We start from the raw sequence: 26,176 nt of genomic DNA, 5'->3' as shown, positions 1-26,176 counted from the left end.
TACTATAGTATTCATAAAGTAACTAGGGTTTACTAAAATGGTTTTCCAAAATAAAATCAACCGTTTGATTATGTATTGATAGATTTAGAGGAAATGATTTAATTAGTAATCTTTAGTGATGATATCTAATATGGCCACGTATAATTAGTAATGTATAGTATTAACTGTATTTATTGGATTCTAATTATAATTTCCTAATTAGCGGTTATATTTCCATATAATAAGTTAAAGTTGTCTATTTTTTCAATGTGTCATTGGAAAGAGACCTTTCTCATCTTGCATGTGCAGATTTACTGCAAACTATATCCATTTCCTGCATTAATTTAACCTTTAATTAACATTAAGCATTGTACTTTACCTTAGAAACGTTGAGTGTAACTAAGTCACCTTGGACTCAAGAAATAGGCTTGTAATTAAAAAAATCAAACCCTCACCATAAGAGAGTTAGCCATGACAATGCAAACAATCGCAGTGAAATCATTTGGTTCTACAAAAACAACATCTAAAGTTTTACTCATTTGTTGGATGAGTATTTTATTTGAAGGTTATGATGTCGGTGTTATGGGGGCTGTTTTACCTACACTTGCTGAATATAAACAGTGGAATTTATCTCCTCTAGAACTAGGTGCTTTGAGTAGCTATGCGCTTGTTGGGATGTTTTTCGGCGCGTTTATCATCGGTACTTTGAGTGAATTGTATGGTCGGCGCCGCATGTTACTCGCTTGTGTTACCTTATTTTCATTGACCATGTTAGGCGCAGCATTCGCACCAACGCCTTGGCTTTTTGGTTTAATGCGTTTTATTGGTGGCATTGGTTTAGGAGGAGTTATTCCTGTTGCAGCGGCACTCACGATTGAATATTCCCCAACAGAAAAACGCTCTTTTAACTATGGAATTATGTATTCAGGATATTCATTAGGTATATTAAGTGCCGCGCTCGTCGCAATGTGGTTATTAGAACACTTTGGTTGGCGTAGCGTGATTGCATTTGGTGCATTACCTCTATTACTTATTTGGCCAATGGCGCGTATTCTGCCTGAGTCATTAGAATATTTGACACACAAGGGCTTACATTCTGAAGCTCAAACTCTCGCTAAAAAACTCGACATTGATTACCAATCATCTTCAGAATCTGTGCAACATAAATCACAAAGTTTTAAAGAGATTGTGGCAGTCGTATTTGCTTGGCGTCATTTGCGTGCCACCGCTTGCTTCTGGGTTGCATTATTCTGTGGGATGTTATTAGTTTATGGGTTAAATACTTGGCTGCCATCTATTATGAGAAAAGAAGGTTATAACCTTGGCTCCAGTTTAACATTTTTAATTGTGTTTAGTTTAGCCTCCGCATTAGGTGGATTATCTCTCGGAAAAATTGCAGATAAATATGGCGTACGTAATTCTGTCGCATTTTTCTTTTTACTGGGTGCAATCGGTGTGGGTTGCTTGATATTCAAGCAAAATATCTATATGAATTACGTTCTCGTGGCTTTTGCAGGTGTTGGAAGTATTTCTGCCGCACTCATATTAACGGGTTATATTGCCAATTATTATCCATCCAATGCACGAGCTTCCGCAACAGGTTGGGCCCTCAGTTTTTCTCGAATTGGCGCAATGACAGGCCCTATGTTTGGTGCTTATATCGCTAGCCTGGGGATTGCCACTAGCTGGAATTTTATTGCTTTTGCTATCGTTGCCGTCATCGCAGCTACTGCTGTTATTTTGTTACCTAAACAACGCGCACTATAATGACAAAAAAGGATAGGGTTTTCCCCTATCCTTCTTGAATGAGAACGCGCTAAACCATCACTAGGTATCAATGCAAAGATTGATAAGAAACTTGCGCTCCCTTAGTTAATTTATCTTCATTCGAATAAGTACTTTCTATTTCAATTAAGGATTGGTCCGCCATATTGTATATTTTGTTATACAAAGGAAACTGAGGACGATAACGGATCTCTTTCGTGGCAAAATCCATCATTAAATATTGTTGCGAACCTCTAACTATATTCGAAACAATTAAACCTTGATTGCCGACTTCTAAGCTGTTCATGTGGTTATAACCGCTTTCTGCCATCACCTCAAAATTACCATTAGTATGAAATTGCATCAAAGAAAATAAGCGACGTGAGGGCTCTTGAGCAACTACAAAAATATCACCATTACGATTTTGTGCTGATTCATTGATCCTGACAGGCAGCCATTTACTGCTAATAACCTGTTTTGTTGGGATATCCATAACAACTTCTAATGATCCCATTTGGTTGCCATAGCTATACCACATCACTATTTTATCTCGATATGTTGCATAAGAAAAATTTGAATTTCCTTCAATTTCTTCAGGATATAATGACTTGGCTAAATCTCGAACATTCATAAAATGTTCCCATGTCATTCCTTTATCAGCACTGATAAAAATATTTTCATTATCCGCAACAACATAGAAAGGAGAGCTTTTAGATAAGTAGATTTTTCCCATAATCAACGTTGAAAATAGCTTGCCAGTTTTTTTACTCCAAGGTGTAAATTCACTCACTGAAAAATCAGTTAAGTTAATTTTTTGATAGCCATCACTGAACATCATTAAACATTGTTTTCTTTCACAAACCGCATTATAGAAACTTTGATCGCTATGAGTAATAAAATGCACGCCATTATTATCTGCAAATAAAATCTGGTTATCATATTCGCTTGAAGGCATATAAGTATTATAAGAAGAGTAATAATAATTAGAACGGCCACTTTTTTTAGCTACAATTAGCATCCCATTTTCTGCTGGAAATGTTGTTGCAAAATCATAACTACCAATCGGGAAGCTATTTTCATTGTGGTTTTTCCACTGCCAATCAACCGTACCAGCACGAATAAAAATAATAAAAGTGAAAGCGAGACTTAGTGCAAACACCAAAGCCAAAAAGAGAAAACGTTTACTCAGAAATGGGTTCATGAGCGCACCTCCGTCACATAATCCGTTTGGCCATTATTACGACGTAAATGCTTCAAAATATATTGCGCTTGATAATACCCACTTCCACGCTGAGATAATTTAAAATATATCGCCACGCACAAAGCAATAAGAAAACTGATACCGAATAAAATCGTTACTGCGAAACTGATAAATAGCACACCTGTATCCACAATATTAACCCAGTCCCAATAATCCCAATATCCGCCTTTCTCTAGGGTTTCGGAAATTGATAACCCTCCGGCCATAAAGACAAAGAACATTAAAAGTAAGCAAATGAACCCCCACAGCCCGAAATAAAAACCTCGTTCTTGAGGAGCCCCCTTACCAATCAAGCTATAGGCAAGTCCGTCTTGGTGATTGTAAATACCAAAAATTACCTGATCTTTTGAATGCGCTTGGATATTTTTATGGAAAACTTCAAGTTCGTCACCTTGAGCAATAAAGAGATTATGGTTGTTAAATAATGGCTCATTAGCTGAAACCAAAACATCCATATGGCTTTTATTAATCTGCAAGCCGACATGATTAAGCTTTTGTTCTGTATCCCCTCTTGCAACGGTTAAGCTAAGGGTTGAGGTAATATTAACCTTCCCACGAGTGGTGAGTAATGACGCTTTATCACGATAATTATCGACTGATTGACGCAATTTACGGGCTTTGGCTTTCGAGGTTTTAATCCCTGGAATGTTAATTTTCTGCTCTTGCTCACTTTTTTGGTATTGCCCATCTATAACCAAATCCAACGCCTTTAAAATTCGCTTTCGTTTTGGACTTAAAATATATTTTGTTTCGGCTAATGCAAGGCCAAACAGAACGATCCCGCCGAAAGCTGCTAAACCTAGAATTGCCACTAGGATGATCATTAAGAAACTATCATCTGCATTAATAAAACAGTAATACACTGCAGGAATTAGCATCATTAACAACAATGAAACTAAATATTGTATTCCTAACTTTCGAGTAAAACCGACTGTTCTGTCAGGCTCTAAACGACCATGCTTTTCATGGTAAACCCATTTAACCCAATAGCTTCCATCGTTCATCTCTTCTGCGCAAATTATCAAAGCGTCACCTTGCTGTATGCGCTCTAAAAAAATTTCGCTATTTGAAAAATCATCCTGATTAAAGAAAAATACTTTTTCACAAGCAATCAGTCTTACCATCCCCATTGGGCTGACATTTCGATAATCACACTGAGTAAGATTGACATGGAAATATTGAGCTCGCATGAATAGTGCCTAATTTGCTAAGTAAATTTAACATTATGATAATAAATAAAGGTATATAGCCCTAGCAAAACTTACCTTATAATAAAATAATTCAGACAATGATTAACGCCTTTAACCGCCAATTATCTTAGGCGTTATACTCTAAATAATTCATGGTGCAGTTAGGCGACAAATGAATGAGACGCTAGGAGCCTACACCAGTAGGTGACTAGTGCGAATGAGTGCAGTCAACAACACGGCAACGTGAAGTATGACGAGTATAACTAGCAAAGCCCATAATTACTGATAAACTGCATTACATACAAAGTTTGTGAGTGAAATGTGGCAATAAAACAATTTTACCACTCCTTCCTTTAACAATAATTTTGAATAACAGCGATGACATCACAACCTGCATATAAGCAAATTCAGTCTTACATTTTACGCAGTATTGATTTAGGAATTTTTAAGCCTGAAACTCAAATTCCCACAGAACTTGAGCTATGCGCTCAATTTAATGTGAGCCGTATGACGGTGAATAAGGCCATTTCCGAGTTAAGCCAAAAAGGGATCTTGAATCGTATTGCAGGAAAAGGCACATTTGTTGCCACTCAAAAACATGAACTCCCCGTTACAAAAGCATTTGATATTTTTGATGAAATTTCAACAAGCGGTAATAAATATAGCGGTCACCAATTACAGCTTAAAATTATTTCGGCATCAGCAGAAATCGCACTACAGCTAGGAATTAGTGAAGGAAGTGATGTGGGTTACTGTAAAGTTCTACATTTTGAAAATGATATTCCTTTAATGTTAGAAGAACGCTATGTTAATCATGCCATTGTGCCTGATTTTGTTAAGCAAAAATATGGTGACACTGAAACGCCGAGCGGTTATTTACAACGCCATTTTCCTGTTAGTGAAATGGAACATACTATTGAAGCCGCATTAGCCACAAAATCCATTGCTCAATCATTATCAATTAAAGAAAACTCACCTTGCTTACAACTTAGCCGTCGCACTTGGACAGGTAGCACTCTAATTAGCTACGTTAATATGATCACAGCTGGCTCGCGTTACAAATTAAAATTACATTCGCGAATTGAGAATTAATGCAAAATAAAAAAATGGGGCAAAATTGCCCCAAAGCGACTGATAAAACAAAAAATATCAAGCACAACTACATCACAACAAATTCGTTTTACATTCCCTGATAAATAGGGCCTTCGCCTCCTTGCGGGGCTGTCCAAGTGATATTCTGTAACGGATCTTTAATATCACAAGCCTTACAATGTAGGCAGTTTTGCGCATTAATTTGCAGTTTTTCTTCGCTCTTATCCTCTACAATTTCATAGACTCCCGCGGGGCAATAACGCGTCTCGGGCGCAGCATATTTCATTAAATTAACTTGGATAGGGACATTAATATCCGCCAATTTTAAATGGCAGGGTTGTTCCTCTTCATGATTCGTATTCGATAAAAACACTGAAGAAGGCTTATCAAAAATTAATTTTCCATCGGGTTTTGGGTAATTTATTGGCGAAAAATTTCGTGCTTCTTTTATTCCTTCATGGTCTGCGTGTTTTAGCTTTAAAGTCCACGGACTACGGCCTTTTAATAACAATTGTTCCGCACCAAATAACATTGACCCAATCACTAACCCTTTTTTCATATAGGGTTTAAAATTGCGTGTTTGATAAAGTTCTTGATATAGCCAGCTCTCTTCAAATAGCTGGCGAAATTGTTTTTTAAACTGTGAATAGTTAACCATTCCATTCTGGTTAGCACTGAACCAGGCTTCTGCTGCTAATAACCCACTTTTCACTGCACAGTGTGTACCTTTAATTCGAGCTGCATTAAGAAAACCTGCATCATCACCGATTAGTACACCACCGGGAAAGCTCAATTCAGGTAACGCGGCCAGCCCACCGGCCACCATCGTTCTAGCGCCATAGCTAATACGCTCTCCCCCTGATAAAAAAGCACTAAACTCAGGGTGGGTCTTTAAACGCTGAAACTCATCAAACGGTGATAAATAAGGGTTTTCATAATTTAACCCGACCACCAAACCCACTGCGACTAAGTTATCTCCATAGTGATAAGCAAAGCCGCCGCCATAGGTGTGGTTATCTAGGGGCCAACCAACAGAATGCACAACCAGCCCTGCTTGGTGTTGCTCTTTGGGAATTTGCCAAATCTCTTTGATGCCCAAGCCATAGGTTTGTTTACCGCTCTCTGCGGCTAAATTAAAATGATTTATCAATCTCTTACCTAGCTGGCCACGGCACCCTTCCGCAAAAAAGGTCATTTTTGCCAGTAAATTCATACCTGGTTGGTACATCGCTGTTGGGTTGCCTGATTTATCCAGCCCCATGTCTCCGGTGGTGACGCCTATTACTTGGTTTTTATCATCAAACAACACGTCAGTGGCAGCAAATCCGGCAAAAACATCAACACCTAATCTTTCAGCCTCAACGGCAAGTGCAGCACTTATCTGCCCTAAGCTACCAATGAGGTTGCCATTATTTTTCAAACAGCTTGGCAATAAGGATAGGGGTAAATGGCTCGCTTTATTTTCTTTCAACCATAAAAAACGGTCATGGTTTACAGGGGTTAAAGAAGCCGACACCTTTTGTTGCCAATCTGGCAGCAATTCATCAAGAGCCCGAGGGTCTATCACCGCGCCAGATAAAATATGAGCACCTATCTGCGCACCTTTATCAATTAAACAAACTGATATCTCTGTGCCTTTCTCTGCTGCTAGCTGCTTTAATCGTATTGCTGCAGATAACCCTGCGGGTCCACCACCGACAATCAGGACATCGAACTCCATCGATTCCCGCTCGGGAGCCTCGTTTATCTTATCAATATTGTCGATAGCCATTTGTCCACCTCTTACGCTAATGCTTTGTCAAATTCCGGTAAGATCTCAAATAGATCGCCAACAATGCCATAATCCGCGACTTGGAAAATCGGTGCCTCAGGATCACTATTAATAGCAACGATCACTTTACTTTCCTTCATACCAGCAACATGTTGAATTGCCCCGGAAATCCCTACTGCGATATATAAATCGGGTGCAACAATTTTCCCTGTTTGTCCTACTTGGTAGTCATTTGGAACAAAACCAGCATCTACCGCAGCACGTGAAGCACCCACCGCAGCGCCAAGTTTGTCAGCTATCGTTTCCAATAACGCAAAGTTGTCACCTGAACTCAAACCTCTCCCCCCTGAAATGACCACTTTTGCAGAACTCAATTCCGCACGGCTTACTTGGGTTAGAGATTGGCTTTTTAACTGACTACGCAAGGGAATATCAGCAAAGGAGACTTTTTCAATTTCAGCATGATTTTGCGCTTCATATCCCCCTGAAAATGCCGAACTACGCACCGTAATGACCACCTGCTGGCCATTATTTTGTACTGTTGCTAATGCATTTCCTGCATAAATAGGCCTAATAAAAGTTTGAGGATCAATAATTTGGGTAATGTCTGAAATTTGTGCGATCCCTAACGTTGCCGCAACCCGTGGAGCAATGTTTTTACCAAATGTCGTCGCTGGAAACAGTAAATGGGTATATTCTTTTGCGATACTTGCCACTGCATGGCCCATCGGCTCTGCAAGTTGGTTTTTAAGGTTATCTGATTGTATTTCTAGGACTTTACTCACGCCCTGTATACTTGCAGCTGACTGAGCGACCTGTTCCGTCTCACTTCCTGCAACTAATAAGTGCAAATGACCACCAGCTGTGAGAAGTTGCTTTGCAGCGTTAATACTATGATAAGTAGATGTTTTTATTGTTTGATTATCATGTTCGACAACCACTAATACCGATATTTGGCTCATAGATATTTTCCTCGATTAAATCACTTCTTTCGCTTGTAATGCACTAACTAGCTCTGTCGCGCTGCTTAACAATGTGCATTGCCCCGCTCGTTTTTTAGGTTCTGAGACACTCAGCGTTTTAATTTGCCCTAATGGCGTAAAATCCATCTCAGCAATATCGATAATATCTAACGTTTTTTTCTTAGCTTTCATGATATTAGGCAAAGTAGCATAACGAGGTTCATTGAGCCGTAAGTCCGTTGTGATAACCGCTGGTAATGGCATCTCTAACGTTTCTAAGCCACCATCAATTTCCCTTGTCACTTGCAATAATTGGCCTTCAAGCTTCACTTGTGAGGCAAATGTTGCCTGCGGGTAGTCCAATAATGCACTAAGCATTTGGCCGATTTGATTACAGTCATCATCAATCGCTTGTTTACCTAATAAAATAAGATCTGGCTGTTCCTTTTGCACAATTTGTTGAAGTAAACGTGCAATATCCAGTGGTTCTAAGGTTAACTCTTCAGGCTTTTGGACTAAAACCCCGCGATCTGCCCCAATCGCCATCGCACTGCGTAATGTATCTTGATAACCAATATCACCAACGGAAACAGCAATAACTTCTGCCGCTTTTCCCGCCTCTTTCAAACGTACAGCTTCTTCGACGGCAATTTCATCGAAGGGATTGATGGCCATTTTGACATTTGCCAGCTCAACTCCTGAACCATCGGCTTTTACTCTTATTTTGACGTTATGGTCTATCACTCGCTTCACTGCGACTAAAATTTTCATAGCAACTCCTATCCCAATTCTTCAGCGATTGGTGGGTATGGTAATGTTCTAAAATCGTTTTTTAGGTTGAGAGAAACCGTAACAGTGATATTCACACTGCTACTGGCTATCTCAATTTTTACTATTTTGAATGCTAATTTTTTATGAAATGGTTATTTACTCGTAGGTAATATCAATCTGTCTGCCACTGACATAGGCCATTTTTTAATCGCCACATAGTAAATAACGCTGGTTGCGACTAAACCCACAATCCATGAGATATCAACCCCGCCCAGTTTTTCGACTAAAGGCCCTGTATAGAAGCCCGTGGAAATAAATGGCAATTGAATCAATACCCCAACGATGTAAGTGATAATCCCAACTTTATTCCAACGTCCATAACGGCCATTTGGATTAGCTAGCTCAGGTACATCGTAGCGGCCTTTAGTGACCCAATAGTAGTCAACGAGATTAATTGCACTCCAAGGGGTGAAAAATGCGAGTAAAAACAGCAAGAAAGCAGAGAATAACTTTAAGAATGAGTGCTGGCCTGCTAACCCTAAAGCAGTCGAGAAACTCACCATCAGAATGATGAAAAATAACCTTTGTCCGCGAGAAATTTGGCTTTTCCCTCGGAAACCACACCAGATCGCTGCCATAGACATAAAGCTACCATAAGCATTCAGTGCAGTTATGGTCACTTTCCCATAAAAAATACTGATGTACAGCAACGCCGCGATTAAACCTGTGCTACCTAACCCTACGATATAAGAGACTTCGTTACCTGCAAATTGATTGCCGGCAAGCGCTGCGGCAAAAACCCCTAAAATCATCGATGCTTGCGTACCAATCACTGTACCTGAACCGACGGCCAAAAAGGCTTTTATTGTCGGGGTTTTAGTCGGTAAATAGCGAGAATAGTCAGCAACATAAGGCCCAAATGCAATTTGCCAAGAAGCGGACAATGACATCGCTAATAGAAAGTTCGTCCAGCTAAAATGGCGGTTTTCGAGTAGTATTGAGACATCATTCATATAAAACAGACGGAAAAATAGATAGAAGAACGTAATTACGCCTATAACGCTCGCCACTTTCCCTAAAATATGGATGATGCGATAACCACAAATTGTGATGCCGATTATCACCACACCAAAAATGATAATTCCCACCCAATCCGTCACATGTAATAACTGACCAACCGCTTGCCCTGCCAGCACAGTACCACTAGCAGAAAACCCGACATACATCATACAAACCAGTAAGATAGGGATAACTGCACCGTATACGCCAAACTGTACACGGCTCGAAATCATTTGTGGTAACCCCAACTTCGGCCCTTGCACTGCATGCAAGGCCATCACCGCACCACCTAATAATTGGCCAATAAATAAGCCTATTAATGACCAGAATACATCGCCACCCAGTACCACAGCCAAGGCACCAGTGACAATTGCGGTTATTTGCAAATTAGAACCAAACCAAAGTGTGAATTGGCTTGATAAGGTGCCGTGGCGCTCGGACTCTGGAATGTAGTCGATGGAACGCGCTTCGATTAAAGGTACATTCTCCTGCCGGGCTTTTTGCCCTGTTGCGATGTCGTTTGAAACTGTCATGGTAACTCCTCTTTAAGCAAGGCTGGCTTAAAGAATGAACCAATTAATCGTAATGGAACCGCAATAACTACCGTTGTAAGGTACAGTTATTAAGCATTACGCTGGGTGATGTTTTATCTGTTATTCACCCTAAATAACTAATTGAAATACATTCTTAAACCTGATTGTTGTTGTGTTTTTAATTCCATGATCCTGTTGTCAGGTAGTGCTTCCTGTGGTGCTCCATAAACCAGTAAACGCCTGTCCCGCTTACTGGCTCAATACTGATAAATAACTTAATGGGCGTCTAAAACGGCACGTGAAATAATAATTTTTTGTATTTCTGACGTCCCTTCAAAAATTCGTAAAATTCGTGCATCCCGCACATAACGCTCGAGAGGCAGGTCACGAATATAACCGTAGCCTCCGTGAAGCTGTAATGCTGCATCCGTAACAAAACCTGCGCATTCAGCTGCAAACAATTTTGCCGTAGCAGATTGCAAACTAAAACGTTCCCCTGAATCACGTAATTCCGCAGCTTGCCAAGTCAACATACGAGCAGCTTCCAATTGCGTGTGCATATCCGCAATACGCCATTGGGTTCCTTGGTAAGCTGCTAATGGCTTTTTACCAATTTGGCGTTCTTTTACCCAGCCTAAAGCACTTTCCATCGCGGCTCGAGCAATACCTAGTGAGGTTGCGGCCACTTCGACGCGCCCTTTATCTAAAACTTCCATGGCGGTATGAAACCCTTTGTTTTCCTCTCCCAGTAATGCAGATTCAGGTAGCCAACAATTCAGTGCTAATTCATAAATGGTGCTACCCCGTAACCCCATGGTTTTTTCAGGTTGAGAAAATGCCACACCTTCCGTGCCTTTAGGGATCATAAATGCGCTGATCCCGCGAGCCCCTGCTTCTACATCCGTTTTCGCATATAACACGATGAAATCAGCTTCTTTGGCGTTAGTAATATAGTGTTTATTACCCCGAATGCGCCAGCCACCATTTTCACGAGTTGCCACGGTTCGCATATCTGCAGGGTTAGAGCCAGCAGCTGGCTCAGTTAAGCCAAATGCACCTAATAATTCCCCAGCTGCGGCTTTTGGTAACCAATGCTGTTTTTGCTCTTCTGTACCGCCAATCAGAATTGAATCTGTCGCTAAAAAATGCGCTGTTAGAGCCGATGAAGTCGAAGCACAAGCCGCTGCAACCGCTTCTACCACCTTACTCATCGCTACACTACCAATACCAAAACCGCCATACTGTTCAGGTAAATTAATTCCCCAACAGCCCATTTCCCCCAACGCTTGTAAACTTTCAGCGCAAAAAGTTTCGGTTTCATCGTATCTTTGTGCATTCGGCTGTAAAATGTCGTGACAGACTTTTTCTATCGCATCCACAACGGCTTGTTCTGTTTCATTAATATCAAAACTCATTGCATCGTCTCCGCATTTTTAATTGTTGTTTTCGCTGGCTTATAAACTGCGTTTGCCTCACCTAATTTCGGGGCCCGGTGGGTCGAATGAGGTTTCTTTCCATTAAAAAAAACCGGTTGAGAAACCAATGGCGTTCCTCCGTCATTCAGGTGTGTTAGCACTTGCCTCACTTGGGCATGCTCACTTTGTGTGGCTTGGTATAAATTATGGATTGGTGAGGCAGGCACACCCGCGTTTAATAATATGTCGCATACCTCTTCAACGGTTTTTTGGCATGTCCAACTTTCGATTTCTTCTCGAAGCTCAGCTTGGTGCTGTGTTCGACTCGGGTCATTAAGGTAACGTGGGTCGTGGCATAACTGCGGTTTTTCCATACACTCGCAAAAGCGTTGAAATAACTTTTCACTGGCAATCGCGATAACCACTAAACCGTCTTTTGCTTGATAGGTATCGAATGGCGTGGATACTGGATGGCGGTTCCCCACTAAGCTCGGGGCCTTATCATTCGCAAATAAGTTTGAAAGCCCAGTTAACTGCATGCTTAATAAGACATCCACCATCGCCACATCAATATACTGTGCCGCTTCGCCATGACGCTCTCGCGCAAATAACGCACTGCTTATCGCCCATGATGCAAACATCCCTGCACATACATCGCCAATTGACTCACCGCTACGTGTTGGCCCCGTTTCTGGGAAACCCGTGACACTCATAAGGCCCGACATCGCTTGTGCCACGATGTCATAAGCGGGATAACTGGCTAATGGGCTATTTTGTCCAAAACCAGAAATACTGGCGTAGATTAATTGGGGGTTGTGCTGCTTCAAGCTATCGAAATCGATACCAAGTCGTTGAGTCACACCAGGGCGAAAGTTTTCAACTACCACATCACTTTCTTGGATTAATTGGAATAGAATAGCTCGGTCTTCATCCGCTTTAAGATCCAATTCAATACTGCGTTTACCTCGGTTAATCAAACCGTAATAAACACTTTCACCATCAATGAATGGCCCTAAATGGCGGCTATCATCACCGTGGTTGGGAACTTCGATTTTGATCACTTCAGCACCGAGATCGGCCATCATACCCGTGCAATAAGGGCCGGCTAACACACGGCTTAAATCGATCACTTTGATCCCCGCCAGTGGCCCTTGTCTTTTCTGAGTTAACGCAGCATTCATACTGAATTCCTTCTATTTCAGAAAGATGCCAGCTCAATTTCAGCTGGCACACGACATTACTTCACCATAGGCAAATTAAGCCCTTGCTCTTTCGCACAGTTAATGGCGATGTCATAACCTGCATCTGCATGGCGCATAACACCTGTTGCAGGGTCATTATGTAAAACACGCGCTAAACGTTTATCTGCAGCATCGGTTCCATCACACACAATGACAACCCCAGAGTGCTGTGAGAACCCCATTCCAACACCACCACCATGATGTAAACTGACCCATGTTGCACCACCAGCGGTATTTAGCAGTGCATTCAATAAAGGCCAGTCTGATACGGCATCAGAGCCATCTTTCATGGATTCCGTTTCACGGTGTGGGCTTGCAACAGAGCCTGAATCTAAGTGATCACGACCAATGACAATCGGGCCCTTTAACTCGCCACTTTTCACCATTTCGTTGAAAGCACGCCCCAATCTTTCTCTGTCTTTTAAGCCTACCCAACAAATACGAGCAGGAAGCCCTTGGAATGCAATACGTTCACGTGCCATATCGAGCCAATTATGTAAGTGTTTGTCATCGGGTAATAATTCTTTTACTTTTTGGTCTGTTTTATAGATATCTTCTGGGTCACCTGATAACGCAACCCAACGGAATGGGCCAACACCTTCACAAAATAGTGGGCGGATATAAGCAGGAACAAAACCAGGGAAATCAAAGGCATTGCTAATCCCCTCATCTTTTGCCATTTGGCGAATATTGTTGCCGTAGTCAAAAGCCGCTGAGCCTCGTTTTTGCATCGTTAGCATCGCATCCACTTGTACGGCCATACTTTTTTTCGCCGCTGTGGTTACCTCGGCAGGTGCAGTTTGCTGTTTTTCACGCCATTGGGCGAGCGTCCAGCCCTGTGGTAAGTAACCGTGTACTGGGTCATGGGCACTCGTTTGGTCGGTGACTGAATCAGGGGTAATATTGCGTTTCACCAGTTCACTGTAAACATCAGCCGCATTACCTAATAGCCCAACAGAAACGGGTTGGCCATTGGCTTTGGCTTCTTCGATATATTGCAGGGCTTCATCAAGCGAAGTCGCTTTTTTGTCTACATAACGGGTTCTTAGGCGAAAATCGATACGGCTTTCATCACATTCGACCGCTATCATGCTAAAACCCGCCATGGTTGCTGCTAACGGCTGCGCCCCGCCCATCCCACCAAGGCCACCAGTTAAGATCCAGCGCCCTGCAGCGTTACCATTAAAGTGCTGTTTAGCAAGCGAAACAAAGGTTTCATAGGTGCCTTGAACGATCCCTTGAGAGCCAATATAGATCCAAGAACCAGCCGTCATTTGGCCGTACATCATTAAGCCTTTGCGGTCTAACTCATTAAAGTGATCCCAATTCGCCCAGTGAGGAACAATATTTGAATTTGCAATCAATACACGCGGCGCATCTGGATGGGTAGGGAACACACCGACGGGCTTACCTGACTGCACTAGCAAAGTTTGGTCATCTTCCAACGTTGTTAGCACATCTAAAATTTTGTCATAGCATTCCCAATCACGTGCCGCACGGCCGATGCCGCCATAGACCACTAAGCTTTGAGGGTGCTCAGCAACATCCGGGTCTAAATTATTTTGGATCATGCGGTATACCGCTTCTGTCAGCCAGCTTTTACAGGTTTTCTCACTGCCACGTGGTGCGCGGATCACTCGAGTTGAGTCAGTACGATTTAACATGGTTGTATCCCCTATCATCCATTTTTAATTAACTTTAAATTAACAATTTTATTTATAATAATCTGCGAGATACCTAGTTAGTGGCGATGCACCTGCGTCTTCAAACCAATTAATTGATTATAAATCAACTAATTAATTTTCTATCAACTTGCTCGAGACTATCTATTCATTGAGAGTGTTTATCGATGATTTAAATATATATACATTTACTTCACAAAGTATATACATTTAAATTTGAAATTTTGTAGGAAGTGTGAAGGTTGGAATACCAAGGGAGTTATACAACAACAAGTAGATCCCTGTTTCTAGAGAAAAAGTTGTATATACATTTAATTTTTCACATAGAAACAAGCAAATAGCTGAAATGGGAGATACCTCACATTCTAGAAAAGTAGAAAAGTTAACAGTTAAAATGACTAAAACTCGTCTTCATAAGATTATCACCTGCCATACCATCGTATCATCCCCTGATTAGGTACTATCTATTTATGCAATAATTTATTATCCCAGTGAGATACCCTAACCTGAACTTAAATATACCTCTAAGTGAGCTTTCATGACTAAAATTAATAACAATATGCTTTACTCTACGAAAAACCCTCAAACAATAAATAGTAAAACACCGAATAAAAATCGATTCGCCCGTTTTATCTGCCGAATTAATACAGCATTAGAACCATTTTGGAAATTATTCAAATCGCCAATAAAAAATAGAAAACGCGAATTAAATTTAGAAAATAATATTGTTTTTATTAAAGAATATTTCAGCATTAATAATAAATATAAAAAAGAAATCATTCATGATGAAAAATCAACTTCTATTATATTGAGAACAAAAATAGCAGGATTCAAACCGAACAAGGACGATAGTTATACATCTACTCATCTTGGTCACATTTATGAATCTAATGAATTTACTTTTGATAAAGAACTATCTGATAAATTCAACAAAGATTTCAATAGAATGAATATTTATTTACACACACCATACCGCCAAGAAAACTCAGTAGAAATAAAAGATGCAAAGTTTCTCAGTGCAAAATTCGGGTTGAAGAATGCCCAGCTGATATCGCAAATTGCTCATCAAGGCTTTCTTGCAGAACCAACAATTCTTTTACATCAAATAAATAAAAATGAGCATTACAATATAGGTGTAAGGGCGACTCAAGAGTCTAAAAATAACAGTTCAATTGAGAGTATGAGAACCAATTTTACTATTAAAGAAACAGAGAATGGAAGTTGTATTATTACAGCAAATAAAAACTTTGAATATATAAACACAGGTGATGAATTTGGTAGTCCATTACCAGATCTTTCAATTTCAGTAGAACGAAAAACACATTTAAATAAAGAAAATAAAAACGAAACCAAATCAAATAATTATAAAAATATTTTTAAGCTTACAAATAATAAGAAAGATGAGCTTAAAATCAAAATCACAAAAAATAATATAGAAAATATTGAGCAATGAATACTGCGAGCTATAGTTATCTATAGTTCGCAGTATAGCATTTTTAACTATCCACCCAAATACGCGCTTCTTACCGCTTCATTGGCTAAAAGCGCCTTTCCACTATCTTCCAACACAATATGCCCATTTTCCAACACATAGCCACGGTCTGCGAGTTTCAACGCTTGATTGGCGTTTTGTTCGACAAGGAAAATCGTCATACCTTCCTCGCGTAGCTGTTGAATTGTATCGAAAATTTGCATAATAATAATGGGGGCAAGGCCTAGGGACGGCTCATCAAGCAACAGCAGCTCTGGCTGGCTCATTAAAGCACGGCCTATCGCTAGCATTTGTTGCTCCCCACCTGACATCGTTCCTGAACGTTGACTTCGGCGCTCATACAGCCTTGGAAACAGCTTATAAACCCGCTCAATACGTTCTTGGTACTGTTGGCGATTTGCAAAAAAGCCCCCCATTGCGAGGTTCTCTTCCACTGTCATACGAGAAAAGACACGTCGCCCTTCTGGCACTATTGCAATGTCTTCACGCATAATTTTGGACGTTGGCAATTGAGTAATATCCACACCTCGGTAGATGACTTGGCCTTCCGATGCACGCGGGTCGCCACAAAGGGTACTGAGCAACGTTGTTTTCCCTGCGCCATTTGCTCCGATTAAGGTCACAATCTCACCTTTTTGGATATTCAAGCTAATTTCATGTAACGCTTGTATTTTTCCATAATGGGTAGAAACTTTTTTAAATTCAAGCATCAGTAAGCTTCCCCCAAATAGGCTTTTATCACATCAGGATGTTGACGAATTTCACTTGGTGTCCCATTTGCCAATGGCGTTCCTTGATTCACGACATAAATGCGATCTGAAATCCCCATGACTAATTTCATATCATGTTCAATTAATAGAATTGAAACATTATGATGTGCACGTAATTCGGCAATTAAATCATCCAAATCATTGGTTTCTTTAGGGTTAAGTCCCGCAGCAGGTTCATCTAACATTAAAATTTCAGGGCGAGTGACCATACAGCGAGCAATTTCTAACCGACGCTGCTGCCCATAGGCCAAATTGCCAGCCTGCCGGTTTGCAAAGGGTAGTAAATCTATGCGCTCCAGCCATTTTACTGCATTATCAAGCGCTTCTGATTCCGCACGACGAAATGCAGGCGTTTTCAATAACCCAGAAAAAATGCCACTTTTTAAATGTTGATGTTGTGCCACGAGTAAATTTTCAATCACCGTCATTTCTTTAAACAACCGCACATGCTGAAATGTTCGGATAACACCAAGGCGTGCAATTGCCTGCCCGGTCAGTCCCTCAAGATGTTTTTCTCGATATAAAATCGTGCCACTGGTCGGCTTATAAAAACCGGTTAAACAGTTAAAAATGGTGGTTTTACCCGCCCCATTTGGGCCAATCAGTGAGACGATTTCCCCTTGATTAATAGTTAACTCAACATTATTGACGGCAAGTAACCCACCAAAACGCATTGTTAAGCCATTCACTTGTAACAAAGGCGTGGTTATATGGCTCATACGCCCTCCCCTTCAGGGACTTTTTTCACCTGCATTTGACGACGTTTCATCGGTAATAGGCCTTGTGGTCGCCAGATCATCATCAGCACCATCAGCGCCCCTAATAACAGCATGCTGTATTGGTTAAGGTCACGCATCATTTCCCGTGATACAACTAAGATAATTGCGGCTAAAATTACAGAAGTTTGTGAGCCCATTCCCCCTAAAACAACAATGGCTAACACAAATGCTGATTCCACAAAGGTAAAGGACTCAGGGCTGATAAACCCTTGCCGTGCAGCAAATAACGTCCCTGCAAACCCCGCAAAAGCCGCACTAATAGTAAATGCGGTTAATTTTATTCGAGTTGGACTTAGCCCTAATGAGCGGCAGGCAATTTCATCTTCGCGTAATGCTTCCCACGCACGACCTAGTGGCATACGCAGTAACCGATTGATAACAAACAAAGTTAAAACCACTAATAACAAAGCGACAAAATACAGGAAGATAATTCGGTCACCTGGGCTGTAATCTAAGCCGAAAAAGTTATGGAAAGTGTCCCAGCCATCTTTTGCAGTACGGCTAAATTCCAAACCAAAAAAAGTCGGTTTCGGTAATTGGCTGATCCCATTTGGCCCACCAGTGATTTCGGTATTATTCAGTAATAAAATACGAACAATTTCCCCAAACCCAAGCGTCACTATTGCGAGATAGTCCCCGCGTAGCCTTAGAACAGGGAACCCCAATAAAAAGCCCGCTAATGCAGCGGTTAACCCTGCAATGGGTAGACTTTCCCAGAACCCAAAACCATAGTAATGATTTAATAAACCAAAAGTATAAGCCCCTATCGCATAGAAGCCTGCGTAGCCTAAAACCAATAAGCCGGATAACCCAACCACCACGTTTAAGCCTAGCCCTAACATCACGTAAATTAGCGTTAAGGTTGCAATATCCACACTTCCACGAGAAACAATAAACGGCCAAATAATTGCAGCAATAATAATTATAACCGCAAGGATTTTTTGCTTAGTTGTCGAACCATCAAAATCAGGAATAGCCCACGCTTTCTTAGGCACCCCTTGCCACACTTTTCTTAAGGTTGGACGAACCAACTGGTACACAAAGATCACAACAATGCCGGCAATGATCCAGTTCCAACGCACGGAGTCCCCAACCGTCACAACCAGTTTCGTGCCATCCAGTGCGAGCTGCAGCCCCATCATAAACAGTGCCAATACGAAAAAAGTCACTGAAGCCACAATGGCATTAATCCAATTTTCTTTTCTCATACTTTTTCGACCTCCGGGCGTCCCAGAATGCCGGTTGGCATGATCAATAACACACCAATCAATAAACCAAATGACACAACATCTTTATATTCTGTACTTAAATATGCAGAGGTCATCGCTTCTGCGACACCTAAGATTAAGCCGCCCAACATAGCACCGGGAATACTCCCAATTCCCCCTAATACCGCCGCAGTAAATGCCTTCATTCCTGCCATAAAGCCAATGTACGGGTTAATCACACCATAAAATTGCCCCAGCAATACACCGGCTACAGCAGCCATTGCCGCACCGATAACGAAGGTCAATGAAATAACGCGATCCGTGTTAATACCTAATAAACTGGCCATTTTAAGGTCTTCTGCGCATGCTCGGCAGGCTCTACCCATTTTTGAATAGCGAATAAATAACGTCAAAGCTAACATCGCAAGCACGGTAACCACCCAGATGGTCAACTGCATCTTAGTCACCGTGGCTTCAAAACCATCGCTTTCACCCAGAACCCATTGCCCAGTGATCAAACTCGGTAGGGCTAAATCACGCGAACCTTGTGACAGGCTGACATAATTTTGTAGGAAAATAGACATCCCGATCGCTGAGATCAGTGCAATCAAACGTTTAGAATGACGTACTGGCCGATAAGCAACCCGCTCAATACTCCAACCATAGGCGCTAGAGACCACGATCGCGGCAATAAAGGCAGCAGCAACAAGGATCCAGCCGATATCGATCCCAAGCATCATCAAGCCTGCGATCACAATAAAAGAGACATAGCTGCCTATCATATACACTTCGCCATGGGCAAAGTTAATCATCCCAATGATGCCATATACCATCGTATATCCAATGGCTATCAATGCATAGGTACTGCCGAGGGTTAAACCATTCAGAAGCTGCTGAATAAAATAGAGAATTTGATCTGACATAAGACTATCCTTTCGAACTACTTGTCCTATATAGAGAACAGAAGCCGGAAGCAAGTTACTCACTTCCGGTTCTTATTCACTATGCTGGAACACTGCTGAGTACTATTTTACAGAGGTGGATGTCCCATCTTTGTGCCACTCAAATACGCCGAACTCAAACCCTTTCAGGTCACCGTTTGGCTGCCAGCTTAATGTTCCCATAACGGTTTCGACTGGATTTGCTTTCAGGTCTTTCACCAAATCTTCAGGCTCGATGCTGCCAGTACGCTCCATTGCTGTTGTTAAACCTTGGATAGCAGCATAAGTTGTCCAAACAAATGGGCCCGTTGGGTCTTCTTTCTTCGCTTTGATGGCATCAACAATCGGTTGGTTAGTCGCGACTTGGTCATAACGTTTTGGTAAAGTTACCAACATGCCCTCAGAGGCATCGCCTGCAATATTTGATAATGAAGAGTTACCGACGCCTTCAGGCCCCATAAAGCGAATATTCAACCCAGCTTGTTTCGCTTGGCGTAAAATTTGCCCCATTTCTGGGTAATATCCCCCGAAGTAAACAAAATCCACGTTCTCTTTCTTCAATTTTGCCACTAAAGCGGAAAAGTCTTTGTCTCCCGCGGTTACCCCTTCAAACATGACCTCTTTAACGCCCGCTTTATTGAGGCTTTCACGCACAGAACGGGCTAAACCTTCCCCATACTGTTGTTTGTCATGCACAACAGCAATACGAGTTGGTTTGATATCTTCCATAATAAATTTAGCTGCAGTTGGTCCTTGGTCTGAATCCAAACCTGTTGTACGAAGCACCATCTGGTAGCCACGCGTGGTTAAATCCGCATTAGTGGCTGCAGGGGTGATCATAATGACACCTTCATCTTCATAAATATCGGATGCAGGCTGTGTTGAAGAGGAACATAAATGCCCAATGACATGGCGAATACCATCGTTAATGACTTTATTTGCCACCGCAACCGCTTGTTTCGGGTCACAGGCATCGTCATATTCAACTGCCACTAATGTGTTTCCATTAATGCCACCTTTAGCATTAATGTCTGCTATCGCTTGGCGTGCCCCTGTAAATTCCATATCACCATATTGCGCCACAGGCCCTGACATCGCGCCAACAACCGCTATTTTAATTTCCTTTGCCCATCCTGCAGAACTGAACGCCATCGCAATACAGCCCGCCAATAATGCTTTATTCATATTCTTCATTTTATCGTCCCCGTCTTCATGGTTCTGAGTGTTTGTGTTTGATTTGTAGTAGATTATTATGGTTGACAGGTACAATGCCTGATATTTCAAAATACAGCGAATAAGGCTATATATTTCATAACATTAAACAAGATAATTATGCTAAATAGCAAATGGATATGGTAGGTTTTTACATTAGAAGCAGAATAAAAAACTGATGTGTTAAAGTGGTTTTTTTGTAAATACTAGTGTTATATTCGGGTTAAATTTAAATTAATCCGAGTGAAATTCGGAAAATTCAGTATCACCAAATTTTTCTCTCTAAAATCAAAAAATCGGTTGTAGATCACTCTGGCAGGATGAGTAACTGCAACTCTTACAGGGAAACAAACAAAATATCATGAGACTCACTATTATCCCGCTGGTCAATCCTACTGAGCAACAATATCTGGACTTACATAAAATCTGGCCTGACCAGAGCCCTTTTGAACTGGCAAAAATGTACAAAGCAGGTCAGCAATTTTACGCTGCGCGCTTTAATGACCGACTTCTTGGTGCCGCAAAAATTACCGTGGATCATAACGCAGCCACTTTGCACGATTTTTGTGTACGAGAGGTTACTCGCCGACGAGGTGTTGGCTCATATTTATTAGAAGAAATTTGCCAAGCCATCCCTGACATTACACTATGGAAATTTGATATTAGCGGGGTAGCGCTACAAGAAAAAGAAGTGATGCAACTATTCTTGGCGGCTAATGGCTTCAATGCCACCACACAACCTGATATATGGACAAAACAGCATGAAGTTAAATAAAATTCATCATGTTGCTGTTATAGCATCCAATTTTGAAATCAGTAAGGATTTTTATTGCCGTATTTTGGGTTTAAATTTACTTGAAGAACATTACCGCCCAGCGAATAATTCGTGGAAAGCGGACTTAGCCTTTGGTGAACATTACCAAATTGAGTTATTCAGTTTTGTTAACCCGCCAGCAAGGCTGAGTTACCCCGAAGCCACAGGGCTGCGTCATTTAGCCTTCAGTGTCGATGATTTAGATAAATGGGTCGCTTATTTAACTGAGCAAGGAGTGGCCTGTGAAGCAGTACGGGTTGACCCCTATACACAAAAGCGTTTTACATTTTTCACAGACCCAGATGGCTTACCGCTAGAGTTATACAGTGATTAATTGAACAATCAAAAATATAAAAGTAGAAATGATTATCTGCATTTATCCACCGCTTAATGGGTAATAAATGCAGATAATTTTAGTGAACAACGAATTGGCCAGTAATAAATCACATTTCGCTGTCTTCGTCTTCTTCCATCGCCAAACGTAACTTCTTCATGGCGTTCTTCTCAAGCTGACGAACACGCTCTGCAGAAACACCGTATTTATCAGCAAGTTCTTGCAACGTCGTTTTGTTGTCATCATCTAGCCAACGAGCTCGAATGATATCCTGACTGCGCTCGTCTAAAGAGTCTAATGCCTCTGTAAGGCGGTCAGTTGCATGGCTTTCCCAATTATCATCTTCAATTGAGCCGGCAAAGTCTGATGCTTTGTCTTGTAAGTATAAGACCGGGGCTACTGGGCCACCAAAATCACTGCTGTCGTCGTCATCTGACATATCAAATGCCATGTCTTGTGCAGCCATACGTGATTCCATTTCACGCACATCTTTAGTACTTACACCTAACTCTTGGGCAACCATATCGACTTCATCTTGGTTAAACCAACCAAGACGTTTTTTATTCTTTCTTAAATTAAAGAATAGCTTACGTTGCGATTTTGTCGTCGCGACTTTCACAATACGCCAGTTACGTAGAACGTATTCATGAATTTCAGCTTTGATCCAGTGAACCGCAAAGGAAACAAGGCGAACGCCAACCTCAGGATTGAAACGACGTACCGCTTTCATCAGGCCGATATTACCTTCCTGAATTAAATCAGCTTGCGGCAAACCATATCCTGCATAACTACGAGCAACATGAATAACAAAGCGCAAATGCGATAAGATCAGTTGCTTTGCAGCATCCAGATCACCATGGTAATGCAGCCGTTCAGCAAGTTCCTTTTCTTCCTCAGCGGTAAGCATCGGGTAAGCATTAGCGGCCCGAACATAGGCTTCAATACTTCCTTGTGGAACAAGAGCTAATGATTGCATGTCTTTGGTCATTCAGATCCTCAATAAAATAATAGGAAACAGATTAGTTTGTATTGATAACCGCATTGGTTAACCATGAGGTAAACACTTTAAGTCTACCAGTTTAACCGCGTTAAATAAATTATATACAAAATTTGTTAACAGTAGGTCAATGTAGGACAAAACAATTCAGACTAAGTTCATTTTTAACGCAAATTTGCAATAGAATCAAAGAGTCATGATATAATAAAATCATAACTCTTTAATAAAAATGACAAAAAACAACGCATTACTCAGGTGTAAAGTGTCGTAAATGTTGAAGTGTTGCCAACCATGCCGCTATCCAACCAACCATAGCGGATAATAATAGGATCAATAAAGACTCTTCCCATAACAACCCTTCAATCTGAAATTGTGTACCGAATACACTGGCCACTTTTGCCACACCGTCTGCTAACTGCCAAACAAGTAGAAAGGTCATAATCAAGGAAATAATGGCACCTAATGCGCCTAATACAAGACCACCATTTAAAAATGGCCTCATGATAAACCCATCAGTAGCACCAATTAGTTTCATCACATTAATTGTATCGCGGCGAGCAAAAATGTTGAGCCGAACGCTATTACCTATCACAAGGAACAGTGACACAATCATTAAAATCCCAATGACAGAAGCGACTTTCCCAACCAAGCCCGTGAGTGCGGCTAAACGCGCAAACCAGCTATCATCCATGCGAACTTCTTCAATTCCATCGACTTGGCTGACTCTATCACGCAGTGTTGTTAATACATCAGAACCTTCAAAATCAATTTTAGGTGTAATTATTGCGACTGCAGGCAGTGGGTTTTCCTCTAGCATATCGAGTGCGGTACTAAAACCAGACCAACTGCGAAACTCACTCATGGCTTGGTCACGAGAAAGGTAATTCACATGGTCAATGCCATCAAGAGCCTGTAATTGTGTTACCACATTTTGCCCACCTTGTTCATCAAGAGATTTATCTAAATAAACAGTGAGTTGAGGTGTTGGGTACCATTGTTCCGCGGCTTGCGAAACATTTTTCCACACAATATAACAAAGGCTCGGTAATGTGAGTGAAATCGCAATAACCATGATTGTCAAAAAAGTGGCTAAAGGCTGCCTAAGCATATCAGCGAGCGCATTCAACCACGAATAACGCCACTGCTCTTTCCAACCGCCTTTTAATGCTTTACTTTTCGATTGCTTGGCTCGTTCCGGCTTGCTTTTACGGACATTCTTAGCCATGTTGACCTCCAAGCATACGGCCTTCACTTAATGTAAGAACACGGTAGTTACGACGCTCAATCAATGCAATATCATGGGTCGCCATTAAAACAGTCACCCCCACACGGTTGAACTCTTCGAATAAACGCATTATCCCTTCAGACAATTCACCATCAAGGTTACCTGTTGGCTCATCCGCTAATAACATCGTTGGCTTATTCACCACCGCTCGGGCAATACCGACACGCTGTTGCTCCCCACCAGATAACTGAATTGGAAAGTTTTTAGCTTTGTCCAATAACCCGACTTTATCTAATGCCGCAGAAACTCGCCGACGAATATCTTCGGTACTGGCACCAGAAATGATTAGCGGCATTGCGACATTGTCATATACCGTTCGATCAAAAAGCAGGTGATGATCCTGAAAAATCATCCCGATCTGCCGGCGCAGAAATGGGATCTCTCGATTTTTCAAGCGGCTGATATCATGACCATTGAATAAAATATGACCCGCACTTGGGCGTTCAATACCACAAATCAGTTTAAGTAATGTACTTTTACCTGCGCCTGAGTGGCCTGTTAGAAATGCCATTTCTCCAGGTTGAAGATGAAAATCAACCCCTTGGAGTGCTTGGCGGCCACCGCGATAAGCTTTACTAACGTGTTCAAAGCGAATCATCGAAAATTATTCCTCTCGGGCAAATAGAGCCTCGATAAAGTCATCTGCTTTAAATGGACGTAAATCTTCAATACCCTCACCAATACCAATATAACGAATTGGAATACCAAATTGGTCGGCAATAGAGAAAATTACGCCACCTTTTGCTGTGCCATCTAGCTTAGTCAATGTAATACCTGTCAGACCGACCGCATCATCAAAAAGTTTTGCCTGACTTACCGCATTTTGTCCAGTGCTTGCATCTAGCGTTAACATAATTTCATGGGGAGCATTTTCATCGAGTTTTTTCATTACCCGGACAATTTTTTTCAGCTCTTCCATCAAGTGCGATTTATTTTGTAAGCGCCCAGCGGTGTCTGCAATTAAAACATCAACCCCTTTCGCCTGCGCTGATTGGATCGCATCAAAAATAACCGATGCGGGATCTGCGCCAGTATGTTGGGCTACCACAGGGATTTTATTGCGCTCACCCCATACTTGAAGTTGCTCAACAGCTGCCGCACGGAAAGTATCCCCCGCGGCTAACATGACGCTTTTTCCTTCTGATTGATATTGACGTGCTAATTTACCAATTGTTGTCGTTTTTCCGACCCCGTTAACACCAACCATAAGAATAACATAGGGTTTTTTGTCTTCGATCACGAGTGGTTTATCCACTTTCGCTAAAATATCAGACATTTCCTCACGCAATTTGCCATATAACGCTTCTGCATCTTTGAGTTCTTTACGGCTCGCATGTGCCGTTAAGTTGTCAATGATTTTGCGCGTGGTATCAACCCCGACATCCGCTATCAATAACTGTTCTTCGAGCTCTTCGAATAAGTCATCATCAATTTTTTTACCTGAGAACAGCCCAAAAAAGCCTGAACCTAAATTCTGTCGAGTTTTTAATAGCCCTTTCTTTAGCCTAGCAAAGAAACCTGCTTTTTTAGGTTTTTCTTGCTCTGTTGGCGAATTATTTTTTTCTTCTTCTAAACGTAAACGCTCAGCTTCAGCTTCTTCCTCTGCAATTCTCGCTTCTTCAGC

At 41.4% G+C, this 26,176-nt stretch carries 23 protein-coding genes; 5 read left to right on the top strand and 18 right to left on the bottom strand.

Annotated features, from left to right (window positions below; genetic code table 11):
- Positions 1-450 precede the first annotated feature (450 nt).
- A complete protein-coding gene (locus tag PR800_RS02520) occupies positions 451-1,746 on the top strand; it encodes an MFS transporter (protein WP_272530144.1) in 1,296 nt (431 codons plus the stop codon).
- Between the two features lie 67 nt (positions 1,747-1,813).
- Here the strand turns inward: PR800_RS02520 and PR800_RS02515 are convergent, their stop codons facing one another.
- Positions 1,814-2,944, bottom strand: coding sequence for a hypothetical protein (locus PR800_RS02515; protein WP_272530142.1), 1,131 nt, complete (start codon positions 2,942-2,944; stop codon positions 1,814-1,816).
- Positions 2,941-4,194: a hypothetical protein gene (locus PR800_RS02510; protein ID WP_231067975.1), complete on the bottom strand. Its 1,254-nt coding sequence runs from the start codon at positions 4,192-4,194 to the stop codon at positions 2,941-2,943. The genes PR800_RS02515 and PR800_RS02510 overlap by 4 nt, the downstream gene beginning before the upstream one ends.
- Positions 4,195-4,572: 378 nt before the next feature.
- Between PR800_RS02510 and PR800_RS02505 the strand changes: the two genes are divergently transcribed.
- Positions 4,573-5,286 (top strand): UTRA domain-containing protein, encoded by a 714-nt coding sequence (locus PR800_RS02505; protein WP_102137967.1) that lies wholly within the window; start codon positions 4,573-4,575, stop codon positions 5,284-5,286.
- A gap of 88 nt (positions 5,287-5,374) precedes the next feature.
- On the opposite strand, the gene PR800_RS02500 is transcribed toward PR800_RS02505, so the two are convergent.
- The 7 genes from PR800_RS02500 to hutU form a co-directional block, all read right to left on the bottom strand.
- Positions 5,375-7,057, bottom strand: coding sequence for an electron transfer flavoprotein-ubiquinone oxidoreductase (locus PR800_RS02500; protein WP_272530140.1), 1,683 nt, complete (start codon positions 7,055-7,057; stop codon positions 5,375-5,377).
- Positions 7,058-7,068: 11 nt separating this feature from the next.
- Positions 7,069-8,019 carry an electron transfer flavoprotein subunit alpha/FixB family protein gene (locus PR800_RS02495; RefSeq protein ID WP_206276875.1) on the bottom strand — a complete coding sequence of 317 codons (951 nt, stop codon included), beginning with the start codon at positions 8,017-8,019 and terminating at the stop codon, positions 7,069-7,071.
- Between the two features lie 15 nt (positions 8,020-8,034).
- Complete coding sequence (locus PR800_RS02490; RefSeq protein WP_102137970.1) at positions 8,035-8,790, bottom strand: electron transfer flavoprotein subunit beta/FixA family protein; 756 nt, start codon at positions 8,788-8,790, stop codon at positions 8,035-8,037.
- A 152-nt stretch (positions 8,791-8,942) separates the two neighbouring features.
- Positions 8,943-10,382, bottom strand: coding sequence for a purine-cytosine permease family protein (locus tag PR800_RS02485; RefSeq protein ID WP_102137971.1), 1,440 nt, complete (start codon positions 10,380-10,382; stop codon positions 8,943-8,945).
- 275 nt (positions 10,383-10,657) lie between these two features.
- On the bottom strand, positions 10,658-11,797 hold the full coding sequence (locus tag PR800_RS02480) for an acyl-CoA dehydrogenase family protein (protein ID WP_166264284.1): 1,140 nt from the start codon (positions 11,795-11,797) through the stop codon (positions 10,658-10,660).
- Positions 11,794-12,978 (bottom strand): CaiB/BaiF CoA transferase family protein, encoded by a 1,185-nt coding sequence (locus tag PR800_RS02475; RefSeq protein WP_231067976.1) that lies wholly within the window; start codon positions 12,976-12,978, stop codon positions 11,794-11,796. The genes PR800_RS02480 and PR800_RS02475 overlap by 4 nt, the downstream gene beginning before the upstream one ends.
- Before the next feature lie 56 nt (positions 12,979-13,034).
- Positions 13,035-14,702 carry a urocanate hydratase gene (gene hutU / locus PR800_RS02470; RefSeq protein WP_166264280.1) on the bottom strand — a complete coding sequence of 556 codons (1,668 nt, stop codon included), beginning with the start codon at positions 14,700-14,702 and terminating at the stop codon, positions 13,035-13,037.
- A gap of 556 nt (positions 14,703-15,258) precedes the next feature.
- Between hutU and PR800_RS02465 the strand changes: the two genes are divergently transcribed.
- On the top strand, positions 15,259-16,173 hold the full coding sequence (locus PR800_RS02465) for a hypothetical protein (RefSeq protein ID WP_102137975.1): 915 nt from the start codon (positions 15,259-15,261) through the stop codon (positions 16,171-16,173).
- Positions 16,174-16,220: 47 nt separating this feature from the next.
- Here PR800_RS02465 and livF read toward each other — a convergent pair whose 3' ends face one another.
- The 5 genes from livF to PR800_RS02440 form a co-directional block, all read right to left on the bottom strand.
- Positions 16,221-16,922 carry a high-affinity branched-chain amino acid ABC transporter ATP-binding protein LivF gene (gene livF, locus PR800_RS02460; RefSeq protein WP_102137976.1) on the bottom strand — a complete coding sequence of 234 codons (702 nt, stop codon included), beginning with the start codon at positions 16,920-16,922 and terminating at the stop codon, positions 16,221-16,223.
- Positions 16,922-17,701 carry a high-affinity branched-chain amino acid ABC transporter ATP-binding protein LivG gene (gene livG / locus PR800_RS02455; protein ID WP_102137977.1) on the bottom strand — a complete coding sequence of 260 codons (780 nt, stop codon included), beginning with the start codon at positions 17,699-17,701 and terminating at the stop codon, positions 16,922-16,924. Before livG ends, livF begins: the two co-directional genes overlap by 1 nt.
- A complete protein-coding gene (locus tag PR800_RS02450) occupies positions 17,698-18,969 on the bottom strand; it encodes a high-affinity branched-chain amino acid ABC transporter permease LivM (protein ID WP_102137978.1) in 1,272 nt (423 codons plus the stop codon). The genes livG and PR800_RS02450 overlap by 4 nt, the downstream gene beginning before the upstream one ends.
- Positions 18,966-19,892 carry a high-affinity branched-chain amino acid ABC transporter permease LivH gene (livH, locus tag PR800_RS02445; RefSeq protein ID WP_004258523.1) on the bottom strand — a complete coding sequence of 309 codons (927 nt, stop codon included), beginning with the start codon at positions 19,890-19,892 and terminating at the stop codon, positions 18,966-18,968. Before livH ends, PR800_RS02450 begins: the two co-directional genes overlap by 4 nt.
- A 102-nt stretch (positions 19,893-19,994) precedes the next feature.
- Positions 19,995-21,104, bottom strand: a complete 1,110-nt coding sequence (locus PR800_RS02440) for a branched-chain amino acid ABC transporter substrate-binding protein (RefSeq protein ID WP_004908157.1) — start codon at positions 21,102-21,104, stop codon at positions 19,995-19,997.
- 379 nt (positions 21,105-21,483) lie between these two features.
- Between PR800_RS02440 and panM the strand changes: the two genes are divergently transcribed.
- Both panM and gloA2 read left to right on the top strand, forming a co-directional pair.
- A complete protein-coding gene (gene panM, locus PR800_RS02435) occupies positions 21,484-21,897 on the top strand; it encodes an aspartate 1-decarboxylase autocleavage activator PanM (protein WP_272524534.1) in 414 nt (137 codons plus the stop codon).
- Positions 21,884-22,270, top strand: a complete 387-nt coding sequence (gene gloA2, locus PR800_RS02430) for an SMU1112c/YaeR family gloxylase I-like metalloprotein (RefSeq protein ID WP_206276528.1) — start codon at positions 21,884-21,886, stop codon at positions 22,268-22,270. The genes panM and gloA2 overlap by 14 nt, the downstream gene beginning before the upstream one ends.
- A gap of 109 nt (positions 22,271-22,379) precedes the next feature.
- Here the strand turns inward: gloA2 and rpoH are convergent, their stop codons facing one another.
- From rpoH to ftsY, 4 genes are all read right to left on the bottom strand, one after another.
- Complete coding sequence (gene rpoH, locus PR800_RS02425; RefSeq protein ID WP_166264272.1) at positions 22,380-23,258, bottom strand: RNA polymerase sigma factor RpoH; 879 nt, start codon at positions 23,256-23,258, stop codon at positions 22,380-22,382.
- A gap of 256 nt (positions 23,259-23,514) precedes the next feature.
- On the bottom strand, positions 23,515-24,492 hold the full coding sequence (gene ftsX / locus PR800_RS02420; protein WP_166264270.1) for a permease-like cell division protein FtsX: 978 nt from the start codon (positions 24,490-24,492) through the stop codon (positions 23,515-23,517).
- Positions 24,485-25,150 carry a cell division ATP-binding protein FtsE gene (gene ftsE, locus PR800_RS02415; protein WP_004258545.1) on the bottom strand — a complete coding sequence of 222 codons (666 nt, stop codon included), beginning with the start codon at positions 25,148-25,150 and terminating at the stop codon, positions 24,485-24,487. Before ftsE ends, ftsX begins: the two co-directional genes overlap by 8 nt.
- Before the next feature lie 6 nt (positions 25,151-25,156).
- Positions 25,157-26,176, bottom strand: a 1,020-nt coding sequence (gene ftsY, locus PR800_RS02410) for a signal recognition particle-docking protein FtsY (RefSeq protein ID WP_272530138.1), incomplete at its 5' end; no start/stop codon positions are given.

This window comes from Providencia sp. PROV205 (assembly GCF_028479505.1).
GTDB classification, from domain to species: Bacteria; Pseudomonadota; Gammaproteobacteria; order Enterobacterales; family Enterobacteriaceae; genus Providencia; species Providencia huaxiensis.
This window is presented reverse-complemented; position numbering and strand designations above follow the sequence as displayed.

Coding starts and splice junctions, on each gene's coding strand:
- PR800_RS02520 (WP_272530144.1), top strand. CDS start 451: ATGACAATGCAAACAATCGCAGTGAAATCATTTGGTTCTACAAAAACA.
- PR800_RS02515 (WP_272530142.1), bottom strand. CDS start 2,944: ATGAACCCATTTCTGAGTAAACGTTTTCTCTTTTTGGCTTTGGTGTTT.
- PR800_RS02510 (WP_231067975.1), bottom strand. CDS start 4,194: ATGCGAGCTCAATATTTCCATGTCAATCTTACTCAGTGTGATTATCGA.
- PR800_RS02505 (WP_102137967.1), top strand. CDS start 4,573: ATGACATCACAACCTGCATATAAGCAAATTCAGTCTTACATTTTACGC.
- PR800_RS02500 (WP_272530140.1), bottom strand. CDS start 7,057: ATGGCTATCGACAATATTGATAAGATAAACGAGGCTCCCGAGCGGGAA.
- PR800_RS02495 (WP_206276875.1), bottom strand. CDS start 8,019: ATGAGCCAAATATCGGTATTAGTGGTTGTCGAACATGATAATCAAACA.
- PR800_RS02490 (WP_102137970.1), bottom strand. CDS start 8,790: ATGAAAATTTTAGTCGCAGTGAAGCGAGTGATAGACCATAACGTCAAA.
- PR800_RS02485 (WP_102137971.1), bottom strand. CDS start 10,382: ATGACAGTTTCAAACGACATCGCAACAGGGCAAAAAGCCCGGCAGGAG.
- PR800_RS02480 (WP_166264284.1), bottom strand. CDS start 11,797: ATGAGTTTTGATATTAATGAAACAGAACAAGCCGTTGTGGATGCGATA.
- PR800_RS02475 (WP_231067976.1), bottom strand. CDS start 12,978: ATGAATGCTGCGTTAACTCAGAAAAGACAAGGGCCACTGGCGGGGATC.
- hutU (WP_166264280.1), bottom strand. CDS start 14,702: ATGTTAAATCGTACTGACTCAACTCGAGTGATCCGCGCACCACGTGGC.
- PR800_RS02465 (WP_102137975.1), top strand. CDS start 15,259: ATGACTAAAATTAATAACAATATGCTTTACTCTACGAAAAACCCTCAA.
- livF (WP_102137976.1), bottom strand. CDS start 16,922: ATGCTTGAATTTAAAAAAGTTTCTACCCATTATGGAAAAATACAAGCG.
- livG (WP_102137977.1), bottom strand. CDS start 17,701: ATGAGCCATATAACCACGCCTTTGTTACAAGTGAATGGCTTAACAATG.
- PR800_RS02450 (WP_102137978.1), bottom strand. CDS start 18,969: ATGAGAAAAGAAAATTGGATTAATGCCATTGTGGCTTCAGTGACTTTT.
- livH (WP_004258523.1), bottom strand. CDS start 19,892: ATGTCAGATCAAATTCTCTATTTTATTCAGCAGCTTCTGAATGGTTTA.
- PR800_RS02440 (WP_004908157.1), bottom strand. CDS start 21,104: ATGAAGAATATGAATAAAGCATTATTGGCGGGCTGTATTGCGATGGCG.
- panM (WP_272524534.1), top strand. CDS start 21,484: ATGAGACTCACTATTATCCCGCTGGTCAATCCTACTGAGCAACAATAT.
- gloA2 (WP_206276528.1), top strand. CDS start 21,884: ATGAAGTTAAATAAAATTCATCATGTTGCTGTTATAGCATCCAATTTT.
- rpoH (WP_166264272.1), bottom strand. CDS start 23,258: ATGACCAAAGACATGCAATCATTAGCTCTTGTTCCACAAGGAAGTATT.
- ftsX (WP_166264270.1), bottom strand. CDS start 24,492: ATGGCTAAGAATGTCCGTAAAAGCAAGCCGGAACGAGCCAAGCAATCG.
- ftsE (WP_004258545.1), bottom strand. CDS start 25,150: ATGATTCGCTTTGAACACGTTAGTAAAGCTTATCGCGGTGGCCGCCAA.